Source organism: Micromonospora sp. PRAS1 (assembly GCF_059553435.1).
The window spans coordinates 91558-108800 of sequence record NZ_JCANNB010000023.1 but is presented as its reverse complement, the minus strand read 5'-3'; the positions used below and the strand labels follow the sequence as shown (position 1 = coordinate 108800).

General features: G+C 72.6%; 13 protein-coding genes. 4 read left to right on the top strand and 9 right to left on the bottom strand.

What is annotated here, in order from left to right:
* From AC507J_RS21355 to AC507J_RS21340, 4 genes are all read right to left on the bottom strand, one after another.
* A partial coding sequence (locus tag AC507J_RS21355) for a hypothetical protein (protein WP_496290945.1) occupies nucleotides 1-440 on the bottom strand: 440 nt, incomplete at its 3' end.
* A 9-nt stretch (nucleotides 441-449) separates the two neighbouring features.
* The gene (locus AC507J_RS21350; RefSeq protein WP_496290944.1) at nucleotides 450-2402 is read right to left on the bottom strand and encodes a VWA domain-containing protein; all 1953 of its coding nucleotides are present in this window, start codon (nucleotides 2400-2402) and stop codon (nucleotides 450-452) included.
* A gap of 2 nt (nucleotides 2403-2404) precedes the next feature.
* On the bottom strand, nucleotides 2405-3832 hold the full coding sequence (locus AC507J_RS21345; protein ID WP_496290943.1) for a sigma 54-interacting transcriptional regulator: 1428 nt from the start codon (nucleotides 3830-3832) through the stop codon (nucleotides 2405-2407).
* Nucleotides 3833-3847: 15 nt separating this feature from the next.
* Nucleotides 3848-4462, bottom strand: coding sequence for a TetR/AcrR family transcriptional regulator (locus AC507J_RS21340; RefSeq protein WP_496290942.1), 615 nt, complete (start codon nucleotides 4460-4462; stop codon nucleotides 3848-3850).
* 75 nt (nucleotides 4463-4537) lie between these two features.
* Between AC507J_RS21340 and AC507J_RS21335 the strand changes: the two genes are divergently transcribed.
* From AC507J_RS21335 to fxsT, 3 genes are all read left to right on the top strand, one after another.
* Nucleotides 4538-4993, top strand: a complete 456-nt coding sequence (locus AC507J_RS21335) for a GNAT family N-acetyltransferase (RefSeq protein WP_496290941.1) — start codon at nucleotides 4538-4540, stop codon at nucleotides 4991-4993.
* A 192-nt stretch (nucleotides 4994-5185) separates the two neighbouring features.
* Nucleotides 5186-6475 (top strand): TIR-like protein FxsC, encoded by a 1290-nt coding sequence (locus AC507J_RS21330; protein ID WP_496290940.1) that lies wholly within the window; start codon nucleotides 5186-5188, stop codon nucleotides 6473-6475.
* The gene (gene fxsT, locus AC507J_RS21325; RefSeq protein ID WP_496290939.1) at nucleotides 6462-10514 is read left to right on the top strand and encodes an FxSxx-COOH system tetratricopeptide repeat protein; all 4053 of its coding nucleotides are present in this window, start codon (nucleotides 6462-6464) and stop codon (nucleotides 10512-10514) included. Before AC507J_RS21330 ends, fxsT begins: the two co-directional genes overlap by 14 nt.
* Here the strand turns inward: fxsT and AC507J_RS21320 are convergent.
* The 5 genes from AC507J_RS21320 to AC507J_RS21300 form a co-directional block, all read right to left on the bottom strand.
* Entirely contained in the window at nucleotides 10483-12531 is a 2049-nt protein-coding gene (locus AC507J_RS21320; protein ID WP_496290938.1) for an HEXXH motif domain-containing protein, read from the bottom strand. The two genes, fxsT and AC507J_RS21320, sit on opposite strands and share 32 nt — an antisense overlap.
* Nucleotides 12528-13730, bottom strand: a complete 1203-nt coding sequence (locus tag AC507J_RS21315) for an FxsB family cyclophane-forming radical SAM/SPASM peptide maturase (RefSeq protein ID WP_496290937.1) — start codon at nucleotides 13728-13730, stop codon at nucleotides 12528-12530. Before AC507J_RS21315 ends, AC507J_RS21320 begins: the two co-directional genes overlap by 4 nt.
* On the bottom strand, nucleotides 13712-13882 hold the full coding sequence (gene fxsA, locus AC507J_RS21310; RefSeq protein ID WP_496290936.1) for an FxSxx-COOH cyclophane-containing RiPP peptide: 171 nt from the start codon (nucleotides 13880-13882) through the stop codon (nucleotides 13712-13714). Before fxsA ends, AC507J_RS21315 begins: the two co-directional genes overlap by 19 nt.
* A 151-nt stretch (nucleotides 13883-14033) precedes the next feature.
* Nucleotides 14034-14999, bottom strand: a complete 966-nt coding sequence (locus AC507J_RS21305; protein WP_496290935.1) for an aldo/keto reductase — start codon at nucleotides 14997-14999, stop codon at nucleotides 14034-14036.
* A 48-nt stretch (nucleotides 15000-15047) separates the two neighbouring features.
* Nucleotides 15048-16010, bottom strand: coding sequence for a lytic polysaccharide monooxygenase auxiliary activity family 9 protein (locus AC507J_RS21300; RefSeq protein WP_496290934.1), 963 nt, complete (start codon nucleotides 16008-16010; stop codon nucleotides 15048-15050).
* A gap of 144 nt (nucleotides 16011-16154) precedes the next feature.
* Here AC507J_RS21300 and AC507J_RS21295 point away from each other — a divergent pair, with 144 nt between their 5' ends.
* The gene (locus AC507J_RS21295; protein ID WP_496290933.1) at nucleotides 16155-17156 is read left to right on the top strand and encodes a 2-hydroxyacid dehydrogenase; all 1002 of its coding nucleotides are present in this window, start codon (nucleotides 16155-16157) and stop codon (nucleotides 17154-17156) included.
* Nucleotides 17157-17243: the final 87 nt, after the last annotated feature.

Below are 17243 nucleotides of genomic sequence, written 5' to 3'. Positions count from 1 at the left end.
TCGGCCAGGTGGCGGGGCAGGTGCACGCGGGTGTGCAGGTCGATGGTGCGTCCCCAGGGCAGCGGCTCGTCGACGACCAGCTCGAACCCCTCGCGCAGATGCGTCTCGACCGGGGTGTCGGCCGCCGACCCGAGCCGGGCCACCAGGGCGATCAACCGGTCGCTGGTGCCCCGCAGCCGGTCGGCCAGCCCGGCCAGCCCGCCGCTGGCCGCGACCAACTCGTCCAGCTCCGGCCGGTGGACCTCGGCCAGGTCGTAGAAGGCGTACGGCGATCCGGCGAGCACCGCCTCGGTGGCCTCGCTCATCAGCTCGTCACCGGCGACCAGATGCGCCAAGATCTGCTCGGCGCTGTACCGCCCCGGTGGCGGCGGCCCGAAACGGCCCGCGTCGACCTCGGTCAGCACCGCGTCGTACGCCCGTCGCAGCCCGTCGACCTCCACCGGCCGAGCCTATCGGCGGCCCCGGCGCGCCCGCAGGTAGTCGCTTACCACGTACTCGCCGAGGTCCTCGGTGTCCGGCGTGAAGACCCGGCCCCGGCTGCGGCGGGCCACCGCGTCGACGAACCGGTGCAGCCCCGGCTCCTCGCCCAGCATGAACAGGTTCAGGGTCGCCCCGTACCGCCGCAGCCGGTCCACCTCGCGGATCGTCGCCTCGATCGTCTCCGGCAGCGGCGGCCAGCTGAACAGCGCCTCCCCGTCGTCGGGATCCAGGTGTGCGGTCGGCTCCCCGTCGGTCACCACAAGCACCACCGGCTCGGCGTCCGGGTGGCGGCGCAGGTGCCGCCCGGCCAGCCGCAGCGCGTGCTGCAGGTTGGTGCCCTGCGTCATGTCCGGCTCGACGGCCGCCAGCTCCTGCTGGCTCAGGGTCGCCGCCGTCCGGCCGAAGCCGATGATCTGGAGGGCGTCCTGCGGGAACCGGGTCGCCATCAGGTGGGCCAGGGCGAGCGCCGTCTGCTTCATCGGCCCCCAGCGGTCCTGCGAGATCATCGAGTACGACAGGTCGACGCAGAGCGCCACCGCCGCCGACGCCCGCCGCTCGGTCTCCACCACCTCGAAGTCGGCGACGGCGAGCCGCACCGGCACGCCCGGGCCGTTCCGCTGGATCGCCCGGGTGAGCGTACGCACCACGTCCAGGGGCTGCTCGTCGCCGTACTCCCAGGGCCGGGACGCCCCGCTCACCTCGCCGGCCGCGCCCGCCGAACGCAGGTCGTGCTGCCCGCGCGGGCCGGCCGTCAACTCGGCGAAGACCCGCCGCAGCGCGGTGCCGCCGAGCCGGCGCAGCGCCTTCGGACTCAGCGTCAGCCCCTCCGCGTCGCGGGTCACCCAGCCCTGCCGGCGCAGCTCCCGCTCCAGCTCCCGCAGCCGGCGTACGTCGTCGGCGGCGTCGCGGCCCAGCGTCCGGGCCACCGCTTCGACGTCGATGTCGTCAAGGGTGGCCCCGGGATGCGCCTGGCCCAACTGGTCGAGCAGGTCGTCCAGCTCGGCCACCTCGTCGAGCACCCCGGTCGCCTCACCGTAGCCGAGCGACTGGCCGCCCTGCGTCCGCTCGCCCCGGCCCCAACGCAGGTCGGGGCGGAGCGAGCGCAGGTTGCCCTCCAGCGCGGCGAGTTCACCGGCGAGCCGGTCGCCGAGCGACTGGCGCATCAGACCGGCCAGCTCCTCGCGCTGCCGCTCGGAGAGCGAGTTCATCAGCCGCTGCCCGGCCGCCGCCCGCCGGGCCAGTACGTCCACCAGTTCGTCGACGTCGGCCGGCCGCTCCGGGAAGAAGTCGCCGTGCCGGCGCATGAACTCGGCGAAGGCGTCGGTGGTGTCCTCCGCGCGGGCGTGCCGGGCCAGCAGGTCGTTGAGGTCCCGCATCATCTCGGCGAGCCGCTCCTGCATCGCCGGGTCGGCGGCCAGTTGCGCGGATTCCCGCAGCCCGGCGAAGCGCTGGCCGAGTACGTCGTCGCGCAGCCCGTCGAGAATCCGCTGGTAGGTCTGCCGGGCCTCGTCGCTGGCCCACCGGTAGCCGGAGAGTTCGCGCACCGCCTGGGCGGTGGATCGGGGCAGATTGTCCAGCACCGCCTCGGCGAACCGGGCCGCCTCGTCGTGGCGGCCGGCCAACTCGTCCCGCTCGGCCGCGAGGGCCTGATCCAGCAGGGCCCGGGCGCGGGTCACCGCGCCGTCCAGGTCACCCCGGCGCAGCGCCTCCCGGCGCAGCCGGCGGGCCCGGGCGGTCAACTCGTCCAGCCCGCCGCGCCCCTGCGGGCCCCGGCGCAGCAGGTCCCGCAGCGCCTGACGCAGGCTGCCGCCGGCCAGTACCTCCGTGCCGACCTGGTCCACGGCGGCCTGCACGTCGTACGGCGGCGCCAGTGGGTCGGGGCCGCCGCGCCACTGGCCGTACCGGAAACGGTTGCCGGCCATGCTCAGTCCCGGGCGCCGTAGCGGGTGCGCCCCGAGTCGGTGACGTCCTTGCCCAGCCGGCGGCTCAGGTGCAGCCCCTCCAGCACGAACTCGACGGCCGCCGCGGCCTGCCCGGGGCTGGGCGCGTCGCCGATGCCGAGCCGGTCGAGCACCTTGGCCAGCCCCGGCACCGTGCCCACCTGGCGCAGCAACTCGGCCGCCGAGACCAGCTCCCCGGTGTCGATCGTCCGGTCCTCCTCGACCAGCGCGGTGAAGCCCGAGAGGTCCAACCCGGCCAGCCGGGCCCGGAACGTCTCGGCCGTCGCGGTACGCAGCAGGTGACCGAGGACCTCGATCTCCCGCCCCTCCTCGCCGCTCTCGAACTCCACCTTGCCCCGCAGCGTCGAGGTGACCGAGACCGCATCGCCGATGCGCGCCACGGAGGCCGCAGCGGGCTCGGCGGCGGCGAGCAGGCTGTCCCGGCGCAGCGCGGCGGCGGCGACCGTCTCGGCGGCGGCGACGGCGAACCGGGCGGAGACCCCGGAGCGCTGGTCCACCGAGGGCGAGTCGCGCACCGCGCGGGCGAACCGGGCCAGCACCTCCAGCATGTGCTCCGGCACCTCGGCGACCAGCTCGGCCTCCTGCCGGATCAACGCCAGCTCCAGCTCCAGCCCGATCGGATAGTGGGTACGGATCTCGGCACCGAACCGGTCCTTGAGCGGAGTGATGATCCGGCCCCGGTTGGTGTAGTCCTCCGGGTTGGCGCTGGCCACCAGGAGCAGGTCCAGCGGCAGCCGCAGCTGGTAGCCGCGTACCTGGATGTCCCGCTCCTCAAGCACGTTGAGCAGCGCCACCTGGATCCGCTCGGCCAGGTCCGGCAGTTCGTTGACCGCGAAGATGCCCCGGTTGGTACGCGGCACCAACCCGAAGTGGATCGTCTCGGGGTCGCCGAGCGTACGCCCCTGTGCCAGCCGGACCGGGTCGACGTCGCCGATCAGGTCACCGACGCTGGTGTCCGGGGTGGCCAGCTTCTCGCCGTAACGCATCGACCGGTGCAGCCAGCCAATCGGAAGGCTCTCGCCGGCCTCGGCGACCAGCGCCTGGGACGCCGGGGTGACCGGACGCATCGGGTGTTCGTTGAGCACCGACCCGACGATCACCGGCGTCCACTCGTCCAGCAACGTCGCCAGCGCCCGGATCAGGCGGGTCTTGCCCTGGCCACGCTCGCCGAGCAGCACCATGTCGTGCCCGGCGAGCAACGCCCGCTCCACCTCGGGCAGCACGGTGTCGTCGTACCCGACGATGCCGGCGAACCGCGGCTCGCCGGCCCGCAGCCGGGCCAGCAGGTTGTCGCGCAGTTCCTGCTTGACGGTGCGGTACCGGTGCCCGGCGGCACGCAGCGCCCCGAGGGTGTCGGGCAGGTCGCTCGGCGGAACCGGAAAGTCAGTCACCCGCCCAACGCTAGCTCACCTCATTCCGGGCCCACCGGACTCGCGGTCCTCGCAGAGCTGGTTGACGGCGGTGTCGATGGCGACCCGTTGGGCATCGGCGGGGTACGTGCCGGGGTCCACGGCGGCGAGGGCGTTGAGTCCTTCGACCAGGGCGACCAGGCTGGTCGCCCTGGTGACACAGTCGGCCGGGGACCAGTCCGGGCGGGCGGCGGCGACCAGGCCCCGGATCCGGTCGACGAACCGCCGGTTGTAGGCCCGGTGCTGCTCGGCCAGGACGGGGTCGGCCAGCGCGGCGGCGAGGAAGCCGACCCAGACCCGGGCCTCCTCGCGTTTCGCCTCGGTCGGCGAGGCGGCCTGGAGCAGCACGGCCCGCAGCGCCTCCCGGGGCGTGCCGGCGTCGGTCTGGGCGGCGTCGGCGCGTTGACCGGTACGCCGATGCAGCAGTTCGCGGGCGTGCAGCAGCAGGGCCTGCTTGTCGGCGAAGGTGTGCAGCACCATGCCCGTGGTGCAGCCCGCTCGCTCGGCGACCGCGCGCAGGGTGAGCCCGACCAGGCCGCGCTCGGCCAGCACCGACCAGGTGGCCGCCGAGAGGCGGCGCTGCTGGTCGGCGAGATCGCGTCGTCTGGCCATCCGTGCCCCTTCCCGATCGTCGACCCGAACCGTAGCGTACGTTACGGTAACGCTTGTTACGGAAAGGGTGGTGGGATGTTCTCCGTCCGGCACGAACCATGGGAGTCGAGCGACGGTGCCCGGCTACGCGCCGCCCAACGCAGCGAACTCGACGCCCGCTACGGCAACGACGACCACGAACCGGGAGCGGCCCCCACCGCCGAATCGGTGAGCATCTTCCTGATCGCCCGCGACGGCACCGGCACCGCCGTGGGCTGTGGCGGACTACGCCTGCTCGGCCCCGACTCCGCCGAGATCAAACGGATGTACGTCATCCCGTCCGCCCGTGGCACCGGCGTGGCGACCGCCATCCTGCGCGCCCTGGAGGACGCCGCACGCGACGCCGGTGTGCACACCCTGCTGCTGGAGACCGGCACCGCCCAGCCCGAGGCGATCCGCTTCTACGAACGCGAGGGCTACCGCCGCGTCGACAACTTCGGCCCGTACCAGGGCGAACAGCTCTCCGTCTGCTACGCCCGCGACCTGGCCTGAACAACTCTGAGCCGAACTGCACGGCACCGGGGAACTGTCCGGATGCGACAGTTCAGCGGGCTACCACTCCTTGTCTCCACACCTATACTCGCGGTGAAGCTCCCGCCGCCACGGCCATCGGAACCCGGCCCGCCCCGGCGACTGCCACGACCTCAGCCACCCCATGGCCAGAGTCCCAGGCGCGGAGGTGCGGTGCTGTACTTCTTCCTCAGCTACGCGAGGGGCGACGAGGATGCCCTCGTCCAACGCTTCTACGAGGATCTCAGCGCAGACGTACGCCTGATCGCCGGGCTGCCCCGCGACAAGCAGGTGGGTTTCGTGGACCGCACGATGCTGCTCGGCGAGCGGTGGCCACAACGGCTGGTCGACGCGCTGGGCAGTTGCGGGTCCTTCCTCGCCCTGATGACACCCCGTTACTTCCAGAGCAAGGTGTGCGGCCAGGAGTGGCAACTCTTCGCCGACCGCACCGCCCGCTTCGAGCAACAGCGTCGGGTGGACGCCTCGCTGCTCAAGCCCTTGATGTGGATCCCGGCGCAACCGGGCCGGATCCATCCGGTGGCCCAGCCCCTGCAATACACCTCGGACAGCATGGGCGAGCTGTACCAGCGCCTCGGCATCCGACAGTTGATGCGGCTGCAACGCCACAGCGACGACTACCGCACCTTCGTGTTCGAGCTGGCCAACCAGATCGTGGCGAGCGTGGAGACCCATCCGCTGCCGGAGGATCGCCGCCAGATCGATCTCCAGACGGTGCGCAACGCCTTCGACGACGCCCACCCGGCAGCGACCCCCGGCACGGCGAACCGCGGCACCGACCCCACCAGCGCCCTGCTGGTCCACTTCATCGTGGCGGCCACCAACCGGGAGGAGATGCGCGGCATCCGGCAGGACGTCACGGTCTACGGCGACGACCCGTTGCAGTGGGCGCCGTACCGGCCACCGATGCCCGAGCCGCTTGTCGACTACGCCCGGGAGATCGCCGCCGACCACAGCTACCGCTCCACGGTGCTCGACGTGGACCGGCTGGAGCACGGTGCCGACCTGGCCGCCCGCTACAACCAGATCCTGGTGTTGATCGTCGACGCCTGGCTCACCCGCCTGCCGGCCCGACGGCAAGCCCTGGTCGAGCACGCCTCGGCGGCGCTGGGCAACCAGCGGGCCGCGACCGCGGTCCTGATCCCCAGCAGCCGGGACGACCCGGAGACCCGGGAGCACTGGCAGTCGCTCTCCCGGGGCTGCCGGGAGATCTTCGACGAGTTCACCTCGGACGACGAGCTGTACCGGTCGAACATCATCACCCACCGCGCCTTCGAGGAGATGTTGCCGGAGGTGCTGGAGGTGGCGCGGAACCGGGTGTTCAGCCGAGGGGCGGTACGCCGGCCGCCCGACCGGTCGACGGACACCGCACCGCCCCGGCTCGACGGCCCATGGGCCGGCATCGAGGATGAGCCCGCAACGGAGGACCAGCGTGACGAGCACTGACCTGCGCGAGGCGATCAGCGGCGGCCAGGGCCGGATCGTCACCTTCTACTCGTACAAGGGTGGAACCGGGCGCACCATGGCGCTGGCGAACGTGGCCTGGATCCTCGCCGCGAACGGTTACCGGGTGCTCGCCGTGGACTGGGACCTGGAATCTCCGGGCCTGCACAAGTACTTCCACCCGTTCCTGCTCGACAAGGACCTGCGCACCTCGCGTGGAGTGATCGACATGGCCCGGGACTACGCCGAGGCCGCGGTGCGTCCCTACGACGAGACGGAGGACCCGGACTGGATCGGCATCGCCGCCGACGTCCTGCGGCACGCGGTCTCGCTGGAGTGGCGCTTCCCGCTGCCGAGCCGGGACGTGACCGGCGGCGCCCGTCCCGTCCAGCCCGGCTACCTGGACCTGCTGCCGGCTGGGCGCCAGGACCCATCGTACACGAAGGCGGTCAGCACCTTCGACTGGCAGGCGTTCTTCGAGAAGCTCGGCGGCAACAGCTTCCTGGACGCGCTGGCCGCCAGCATGCGGGACAACTACGACTACGTGCTGATCGACAGCCGTACCGGGGTCAGCGACGGTGCCGGCATCTGCACGGTGCGGCTGCCGGACGCGGTCGTCACCTCCTTCACCCTCAACGAGCAGAGCATCGACGGGGCCGCCGCCGTGGCGCGGTCGATCGTCCGGCAGCGCGGCGACCGGCCGGTGCGGATCCTGCCGGTGCCGATGCGGGTCGACAACGCCGAGCAACTCAAGCTGGAGGCCGGACGGGACCAGGCGCGCCGCCGGTTCACCCCGTTGCTGCCCCGACTCTCGCCCGAGGAGACCGACCGGTACTGGGGCGAGGTCGAGATCCCCTACCAGCCCTACTACGCCTACGAGGAGATCCTCGCCACCTTCGGCGACCGGGCCCACCACGAGGCCACCCTGCTCGCCGCGTACGAGCGGCTGACCCGCGCCATCACCGAGGGCGCGGTGGAGGACCTGCCGCCGATGGACGATCGGCTCCGGCGCAAGTGGCTGGCCAAGTTCGAGCGGCAACGGCTCACCGGCAGCGCCCCGGACGTCTTCGTCAGCTACGTGGCGCTGGACCGTGCCTGGGCCGAGTGGATCTGCGACGAACTGCGGGCGACCGGGCTGCGGCCGGTCATGCGCGAGGTGGACTTTCCCGCCCACCCGGCCGGGGGCGACCCGGCCACCGTCGGTTTCAAGGATGCCGCCCGGCTCATCGTGCTGCTGTCCCAGGAATACATGCAGTCGCCGAACGCGGCCGAGCTGTGGAGCCAGGCCACCACCCACGACCCCGCCACCGGCACCAGCTACCTGGTTCCGGTCCGGCTGGACAATTCCCGCGCTCCGGGTTTGTTCCTGGAACGCATCCCGGTCGACCTGGTGGGGGTCAACGAGCAGGAGGCGACGGCCCGGCTGCTGGAGGCCCTGGATCATCCCGCCCGGCCGGCGGCCGAGCCGCAGGACGCCCAGCGACGCCGCCGCTTCCCCGGCAACGAACCCCCGATCTGGCGGGTGCCCCTGCCGCGTAACGTCCAGTTCGTCGGGCGCGGTCAGCTGCTTGAGGAGATGCGGGACTGGCTCTCCGCCGCCGACGCCGGGCACGGGCCGCTGGCGCTGCACGGCCTCGGCGGCGTCGGGAAGAGTCAGATCGCGCTGGAGTACGCCTACCGGTTCCGCGCCGAGTACGACGTCGTCTGGTGGATCTCGGCCCAGCAACCGAGTGTCCTGCGCCTGGCCCTGGGCGCGCTCGCCGACCGGCTGGCCGCCGAGCTGGACACGCCGCTGAGCGGCAGCGTCAGCGACCGGGTCCAGTGGGTCCTCGACGTGCTACGCCGTGGGGTGCCGTACCGGCGCTGGTTGCTGATCCTCGACAACGCCGACGAGCCGATGGAGCTGTCGGAACTGCTCCCCCAGGGGCCCGGGCACGTGCTGATCACCACCCGTAACCACGCCTGGACGCGACACGCCCGGACGCTTGAGGTGGGCGCCTTCGACCGGATGGAGAGCCTCGCCCTGCTGCGCCGCCGCGCCCGGCACCTGGCCGGCGGCGACGCCGAGCTGATCGCCGACCGGCTGGGTGACCTGCCGCTCGCCATCGAACAGGCGGGGGCCTGGCTGGCCACCACCGGCGAGTCGCCCGAGCAGTACCTCACCCGGGTCCGGCGGTACCTGCCGGACATGCTGGCCGGGGAGCTGCCGGCCGACTACCAGCAGACCGGTGCCGAGCCGTGGCTGGTCTCGCTGGACAGCCTGCGCGAGCGCAACGCGGCGGCGGCGAAGCTGTTGGAGGTCTGCGCCTTCTTCGCCAGCGAGCCGATCCCGATGTCCCTGATCAACGGGGACCGGTTCATCACGGTGCTGCTGCCCTACGATCCGTCCCTGCGCGACCCGCTGCTGCTGGGACGGGCGCTGCGCGACATCGGCCGGTACTCGCTGGCCCGCATCGACAGCGTCCGGGGCGGCGGCCGGGGGCGCGGCCAGGACCGCTCCGACGAGGCCGGTCAGACCAGCCTGCGGATGCACCCGCTGGTGCAGGAGCTGATCCGGGAGTCGCTCTCCGACGAGGAGAAAAACGAGAACCGCCGGCACGTGCACGCCATCCTGGCGGCGGCCAACCCCAAGGATCCCGACCAGCCCGACAACTGGCCGATCTACGCGGAGCTGTGGCCGCATCTGCTGCCGTCCCGGACCCTCAACTCCGACCAGCCCGAGGTGCGGCAACTGCTGCTCGACGTGGCCCGCTACATGTGGATCCGGGTCGACTTCGCCACCTGCGCCGAGCTGGCCGAGCAGGCAATCGAGCTGTGGCAGGCCCGGCACGGCCCGGACGACCCGCAGGCGCTGATGATGCGCTTCCACCTGGCCAACGCGCTGCGGTTGGAGGCCCGTTACCAGACCGCGCACGACATCGACCGGGACGTCTACGACCGGCTCGCCCGCACCCTCGGTCACGACCACGAGTACACCGTGATCGTGGCCGGCAGCCTCGCCGCCGACCTGCGTGCGCTCGGGTTCTTCGAGCGGGCCCGGGAGCTGGACACCCGTACCGAGGCACTGGCCCGGGACGTCTTCGGCGAGGACCATCCCCGGGCCCTGATCGCGGCGCACAACCTGGCCATCTCGCTACGCCTGGTCGGCGACCTGCGCGGGGCGCTGCGCCGCGACGAGCGCACCCTGGCCCGGCGCCGGGAGACGCTGGGGCCGATGCATCCGTTCACCCTCTTCTCCGCCGGTCAGTACGGTCGCGACCTGCGCGACACCGGCGACCTCATCGAGTCGCGCCGGGTCCTGGAGGCGGCGGTGGAGGCGCATCGGCTGGTGCTCGGCGAGGAGGACGCCGAGACCCTCCGGGCGCTGAAGAACTACGCGGTGACCCTGCGCAAGCTCGGCGAGCTGGAGCGGGCCCACACGTTGAGCACGGACGTGCTGCTGCGGTCCCGCCGCCGGCACGGCCAGGATCATCCCGACGTGCAGGCCAGCGCGATGAACCTGGCCTGCGACGAGTCGGCCCTCGGCGACGACGCGGCGGCGCTGCGTCGGGCCCGGCCGGTGTACCGGTGGTACCGGGACCACATGGGCGAGGATCACCTCTTCACCCTCGCCTACGCCAACAACGTGTCGATCTTCCTACGCAAGGTGGGCGAGACGGAGGCCGCCTTCGAGCTTTCCGACCAGGTCGTCGCCAGGTTCACCGAGCGGATCGGCGCGGACCACCCGTACACCCTGGCGGCCAACATCAACCTGGCCAACTGCTGGTTCGGCCGCGGCGAGTTCGCCGCCGCCCTGACCAGCGACCAGGAGGCGTACGAGCGCAGCCGGCGAATCCTGGGACCGGCTCATCCGGACACCCTGGCGGTGGCGAACAACCTGGCCACCAGCCTCAGCGTCACCGGGGACCACCGGGGTGCCCGGCAGCTGCGGGACCAGGTCATGCCGGCGTTCCGTCGGGTGCTCGGGGAGGAGCATCCGAACACCATCGCCCTCGTCGAGGCGAACCGGCTCAACTGCGATCTGGAACCGCCACCGACCTGATCCCCGCCGGCCCGATCGCCACCTCTGCCTCCGGAGCCGACCGCCCGGCCGCCGGCTCCGGATGGCCGGAGTCCTGCCCCGGACGGTCGAACGCCAACTCCGGATGGTCGATTTCCGGCCCGTCGGCGTAGCCGCAGCGGACCGGGGCGAGCCAGCGGGACAGGTCGAGCGGATCCGCCGCCGCGCCGGCCTCGGCCAGCGCGTGCAGGACCGCTCGGCACAGCTCCGGATCGGCCCGCAGGGCCGACTCGGCGCTCGGTAGCCGCCCGTCGGCGAGGGTCAGCCCGACCCAGGCGGCCACCTCGTCCGGATGATGCCGCAGCCGCCGCTGGTACCACGCCCGAGCGGCCAGGTTGTCACCGGCGGCCAGGGCCAGGTCACCGGCGGAGGCCGCCGGAAGCACGTCGGCGAGACGTTCGGCACCGCTGCGCAGCCGGTCGAACCGCTCCGGGTCGGCCAGCCGCAGCCGCACCAGGTCCAGCCGGGGACTGCGGCTCAGCCACCGCCCGTCGGCCGGCCGTACCCGCATCGGGACGGTGATCGCCGGACAGGTGGCACCGGCGCGCCAGGCCTCGACGAGCCGCGTCACCAGCCGGGCTTCGGGTCGCCGGTTACGCAGCCGCCACACCGTCCAGTGGTCCGCCGCGGCCTCGCGGGCGAGCACGGCCGCCTCCGGCGGCACCGGGTCACCGCGCCAGCCGTCGATCACCGTCCGCAGCCCGGCGACGAACCGCCGGCCGGCCGGGGTGAGCCGGCCGTGTGACTCGACGTCCGCGCAGGTCCGTCCGACCCGGTCCCGCCAGCGGGCGAACTCCACCTCGGCGAGTCGGGCCCGACCGGCCGCGACCGCCGTCCGCCGGGTACGCCAGAACTCGGTCACCGCGATGAAGGCGTACACCCCTTGCAGGGCGGCACCGAGCGGCCGGGGGTCGTCGCGCCAGGGCGCGTAGTAGTAGCGCTGGTCGGCGGGGTCGTAGAGCGGCTCGATGTCGATGGCGGCACCGAGCTTCGCGTGCTGGAACTCGTGCAGCAGGCCGAGAGCGAACGTCGGACCGTCCGCCGGCGGGGTCATCGAGACCGCACCGAAGGCGGCCATGCTCGTCACGTTCACCCCGGCGCTGGCCGAGTCGGCCTGGAGCGGCACGATCGTACGCAGCCCTTCGGCGATCGCCTCGGCATGGCCCCGGTGGTGGCGCACCAGGATGGGCCAGGCCTCGTCGAGCATCCGCTGCCACCGGCCGACCTGTGCCGGATCGAGCCGGCCGGTGGCGCAGAGCCGATGGCAGTCGCGGTACGGGTCGAGGTCATCGAGGCTGAGCCGGAGGGTGAGGCCCTCCGCCCGGCTGTGCAGTCGGTGCAGCCCGGACCAGCCCGCCGATGCGCCGTCCGTGCCGGCCAACTCGACATGCCACGGCGGCACATCGGGTTCGAGCGGGGGTAGCTCGACCGGGCCCACTCGCGTCCGGTCCCCGGTGCGGGAGACCGTGACCGGGCCGGATCCGCCGACCCGGGCCCGGCCGAACGAGGGCAGGAAGACCTCACCGTCGCGCGCCGGCACGGCCAGCTCGAACTCCAGGCCGGCGCGGATCGCCGCCGCCACGGCCAGCGCACCGAGGTAATCCAGATCGGCCTCGACCGGAGCGGCAGGTCCGGACTGCCACGCCAGACCTGCCATGGTCCGGCCGGATGGTGGAGCGGGTTCGGGTTCCGTTCCCGCCGTGCCGGGTTCGGGTTGCGCGGCCTGCCGCAACCGGCGCAGCGTGACCGTCAGCCACGCGCCGGTGTGCGGCAGGGCCAGCATCGCCGGACCGACCGCCGGATCCCGCCGCACCGCCGCGGTGAGCAGCGCGAAGTACGGGCCGACCGCGGCCGGACCGGCCAGGTCCAGCACGGCCCGCAGCTGGAGCATCCGCTTGCTGAGCTGCCCGGCGCGCAGCGTCCGGACCAGTTCGGCACCGCCCGCTCCGGCGGCGAGCAGGTCAACCTCGGCCGGACTCAGTCGGTGGTAGCGGCTCACCGCCCGCCGCCCCGTAGCCCGACCAGATCGGCCCGGAGCCGGCCCGCCACATGCTCGATGAGCAGTCGAAGATCGGCGCAGTAGACGGACGGATTGCGGAAGCTGCCGGCCCGGTACCGGTGCGGATAGTTGCCGCCACCGCAGACCCGGTGCACGGGGCAGGCCCGGCAGCTGGGGGCGAGCGCCGACACACCGGCCTGCCGGACGGCCACGGCCGGGTGGCGCAGCACCTCGTCGAAGGAGTGGTCGAAGACCGTCAGGTCGGTGTCGACCGCGCCCGGATAGCTGGACCGCAGGGTGTCGACCTGTTCGTAGCCGCCGTCGGTGTTGACCACCACGGCCGCGACCGGGCTCAACCCCACCGACTCGGTCCGGCTCTGCCCGCCGAGCAGCAGGTTGAGCACTTCCTCGAAGAGGCGGACCCGGGTGGCCCGCACGGGGGCGTCGTACCAGGCGTCGAAGGCATCGGCGAGCCACCTGCCGTACCCGCCCTCGGCGTGCCCGGCCCGGCGCGGAGGCGCATCCCAGTTCGCGTGTGGCAGCAGGAAGTCCACAATCGGCGGGCGGTACGCCAGCAGCGCCTGGTACGTCCGTCGCGGATCGGCGTCGACGTCGACCACACAGAGGATGCCCGCGTACGCCTCGGGTCGCCCGGCCAGCAGCCGCAGCGCGCGGTCGACGGCGTCGAAGCTGCCGCGCCCGGAGGCGTAGCGGCGGTGCCGGTCGTTTGTGCTCCGGTCGCCGTCCAGGCTGACCCCGATCAGCACGCCCGCCTCGGCCAGTACGGTCAGGGCACGCTCGGTCAGCAGGGTGCCGTTGGTCTGGACGCTGATCCGGGCCGGTGTGGGGCTGACGGCGGCCCGCAGCCGCTCGGCCATCCGGGCCAGCGCCGGCGCACCGACCAGCATCGGTTCACCACCGTGCAGCACGATCCGTACCGGACCCGATTCGTGCGCGTGGACGTGCTCGGCCAGGCGGCGACAGACGCGGTCGAAGATGTCGGGCGACATCAGGGGCGGGTCGGTGCGGGCGCTGCGGTCGGCCAGTTCGTACATGTAGCAGTAGTCGCAGGACAGATTGCACCTGCTGTGGACCTTGAGAATGAACTCGGAGAAGGGCACCGGCCGCGCCGGGGCCGGTCGGTGCGCCACCGCCTGCCCACGCCCGTCGCCCGGCACGGTCACATCGCCGAGTTCCACCCGGCGACCGCGTCCTGCGGGCGGTCGCTCTCCTCAAGAACCCGGCGCAGCGAGAAGGCAAACGCCGACTGGTCCAGCTCCGGCAGATCGGCCAGGCTCACGTCGCTGAGGTCCGCGAGAACCCCAAGCGAGCCGTCTTCGGTCGTATCCATAGTGATCCGTCCACCCGCGAGGGAAACTCGCGCCCGAATGAGAAATGACTTGTGCGAGAGCCGCCGGACCAGAGCCCGTGCCAACCGCCGAACCCACCGACGAACCGAGTCATCGTATCGGCATCACGCCGCCGCGCGGGAACCCGGGCGGTCATCCGGTACGGGCGCGAATCAGCTTCGGCAACGCCGCCAACCCGGTCACCGGGCGGACCGCCCGCGCCGCGTTCACCAGCGCGGCGTACTCGTCCTCGGTCAGGTCGATCTCCGCGGCGGCGGCGTTACGCTCCATCTGCTCGACGCTGGACGCGCCCGGAATGGCCACCACGTTCGGGTGACGCAGCACGTACGCCAGGGCGATCTGGCTCGGCGTGGCGTCGTGTGCGGCGGCCACCTGGCGCAGCGTCTCGATCAGGGCGGCGCCCCGGGCCAGGTTCTCCGGCAGGAAGTACGGGTTGGCTCGGCGGATCGCGCCCGTCGGCCGATGCTGCGCGTCGTACCGCCCGGAGAGGAAGCCCTGGGCCAGCGGGCTGTACGCGATGACCACCCGGCCGGCCTGCTCCGCGTACGGCAGCAGATCCTCCTCCGGCTTGCGGTCCAGCAGGCTGTAGCGGACCTGGTTGCTCAGCACCCGCCGGCCCAACGCGACCTCGGCGACCTGCCAGCGGCGCAGGCTGTAGTTGCTGACCCCGACCTCGCCGACCAGGCCGACGTCCTGCAATGCGCGCATCCCGCGCATGGTGGTGTGGTCGGCGACAAACGGATTGGGCGTGTGCACCTGGTAGAGGTCGATGCAGGTGACGCCGAGCCGGGCCGCCGAGGCGACCGCCCGCTGCTGCACCACCGCCGCGACCGGCAGCACCGGAGCAATCTTCGTGGCGACGACCACCCTGTCCCGGTGCGGCGCCAACGCTGTACCCAGGATCCGCTCGCTGCGGCCGAGGCCGTAGATCTCGGCGGTGTCGAACACCGTGACGCCCAGCTCGACGGCGCGCTGGACGATCTCCGCCGCCCGCCGCTCGTAATCGGGGCCGTAACCCCACTCACGCGAGCCGAACTGCCAGGTGCCGAGGCCGATCTTGGACAGGGGCCTGGGAGTGTCGAGCCGCACGTAGCGCATGCCACCGACGCTACCTTTCGCCGCGGGCAAACGCCGCGCTGTCGCCCGTTACCAGATTCGGGGGTTGGCTCGGTGGTTGCGGACCGTGCAGGGACGGCCGGGTGGTGGCCCGTTGCGGGACCCCCGTAGCCACCTGCCGAGCAGCACCAGCAGCAGCACACCCAGCGCACCGCCCGCGAGCAGTGGCCAGCGCCGGCCATCCAGCGCGGTCACCGACGCCACCGGCACGTTGTTCGCCACCCCGGCCGCCACGTCGACGCCGGAAGCGGCGCCACCGGCCGCCGCGGCGGCGTCAGCCGCCGCGTCTACGCCGGCCGGCGCGGCGGCGTCGTCGGCCGGGGTGGCGGGCGGTGGCGTCACCACGTCGGCCGGTTCCTCGATCGCCTCCCCCCGGGGCAGCAGGTTCACATCCGAGCAGGAGTAGTAGGTGTCGGCGCTGTCGGAGGTCTGCCAGATCGTGTAGATGACGTGCCGGCCGGTACGGTCGATCGGCAGCCGCCCGGACAGCTGGTACACCCCACCCCTGAGCGGTGGGTCGGTGATCCGCAGGAACGGCAGGGTTTCCAGGTCCGCCCAGGTCAGTTTGCTGGTCGGGGTGTAACCGGGGCGGGTGAGGTAGAGCCGGAAGGTGCCCTTACGCGGGATCGTGGCCCGGTAGCGGACCGCCAACTCGGCACCGGCCGCCAGGGACGTGGTGGGCCAGTCGGTACGCGCCAGATCCAGCCCCCGGTACGCCGACAGGCCACCGCTGCACAGCTCCCCGTCCGGGATCCGCTCCCGGTCCCGGCCGTCCACCCCGTACGCCCGGATGTTGTCCCACTCGCGCAACGCGGCGCCGGCACTGACTGCGGCCCGGCAGGCAGGCGTGTCCGCGTGCTCGCCGTCCGGCGCGCAGGCCACCGCCCGGCTGACCGGATAGGACGTGGCGCCGTGCGCGAAGGCGGGCACCGCACCGGTCGTCACCGTGCCGGCAGCGACCAGCAGGACGACGAGGACTCGACGTACGGTCATGGTTTTGGCGACCTCCCGCGCAGCAGTACGGACGGGACGGGCCAACGGTTCGATGCGGGCCGGATCGCCAGCCATCGGGTGACGGGCCGATGGACCCTGGTCGGGGTCGGTGGGTCGTCCGTAGCGTGACGGTGGAGGTGGCCGATGCGCGTGTCAGTGTTCAGCACCAAGCCGTACGACCGGGAGTTCCTCACCGCTGCCAACGAGTCGGGCGAGCATGAGCTGGTCTTCCTGGAGCCCCGGCTGACGCCGCAGACCGCTCGACTGGCCGAGGGAAGCCACGCGGTCTGCGCCTTCGTCAACGACGACCTGGGCGCGGCGGTGCTCGACCAGCTCGCCGAGGTCGGCGTACGGGTGGTCGCGCTGCGCGCGGCCGGCTTCAACAACGTGGACGTGGCCGCTGCCCGCCGGCTCGGCCTGACCGTGGTACGCGTGCCTGAGTATTCGCCGCACGCCGTCGCCGAGCACACCGTCGGCCTGATCCTCGCCCTCAACCGCAAGATCCATCGGGCCTACAACCGGGTACGCGAACACAACTTCGCCCTGACCGGGCTGCTCGGCTTCGACCTGCACGGCCGGACCGTCGGCATTGTCGGCACCGGACGGATCGGCGTCTGCGTCGCCCAGATCATGCGGGGCTTCGGTTGCCGGGTGCTCGCCAGCGACCCGCAGCACAACGACGCGGCGATCGCGGCCGGAGCCGAGTACGTCCCGCTGGAGCGCCTGCTCGCCGAGTCGCACATCGTCACCCTGCACTGCCCACTCACCACGGACACCCGCCACCTGATCGACGCCGAGCGGGTGGCGCAGCTCCGCGAGGGGGTGATGTTGATCAACACCGGCCGTGGCTCGCTCGTGGACACCCGAGCGGTGATCGACGGGCTGAAGAGCGGCCGGATCGGCTACCTCGGTCTCGACGTGTACGAGGAGGAGACCGACCTCTTCTTCGAGGACCTCTCCGACCGGGTCCTCGGCGACGACGAGTTCGCCAGGCTCACCACTTTCCCCAACGTGCTGATCACCGGGCATCAGGCATTCTTCACCTCCGACGGGCTGCACAGCATCGCCGCCACCACGGTCGCCAACCTGGCCGCCGTCGAGCGGGCCGGCCCCGACGGCGTCACCGGTCCCGCCCGGGTCTGCTGACCCCGGCGGCCTCCCCGGGCCGGCTCCGATCGGCCGACGCACGGCGATCGGCCGACGCACGGCGATGGGCGCACGGCGATGGGCGCA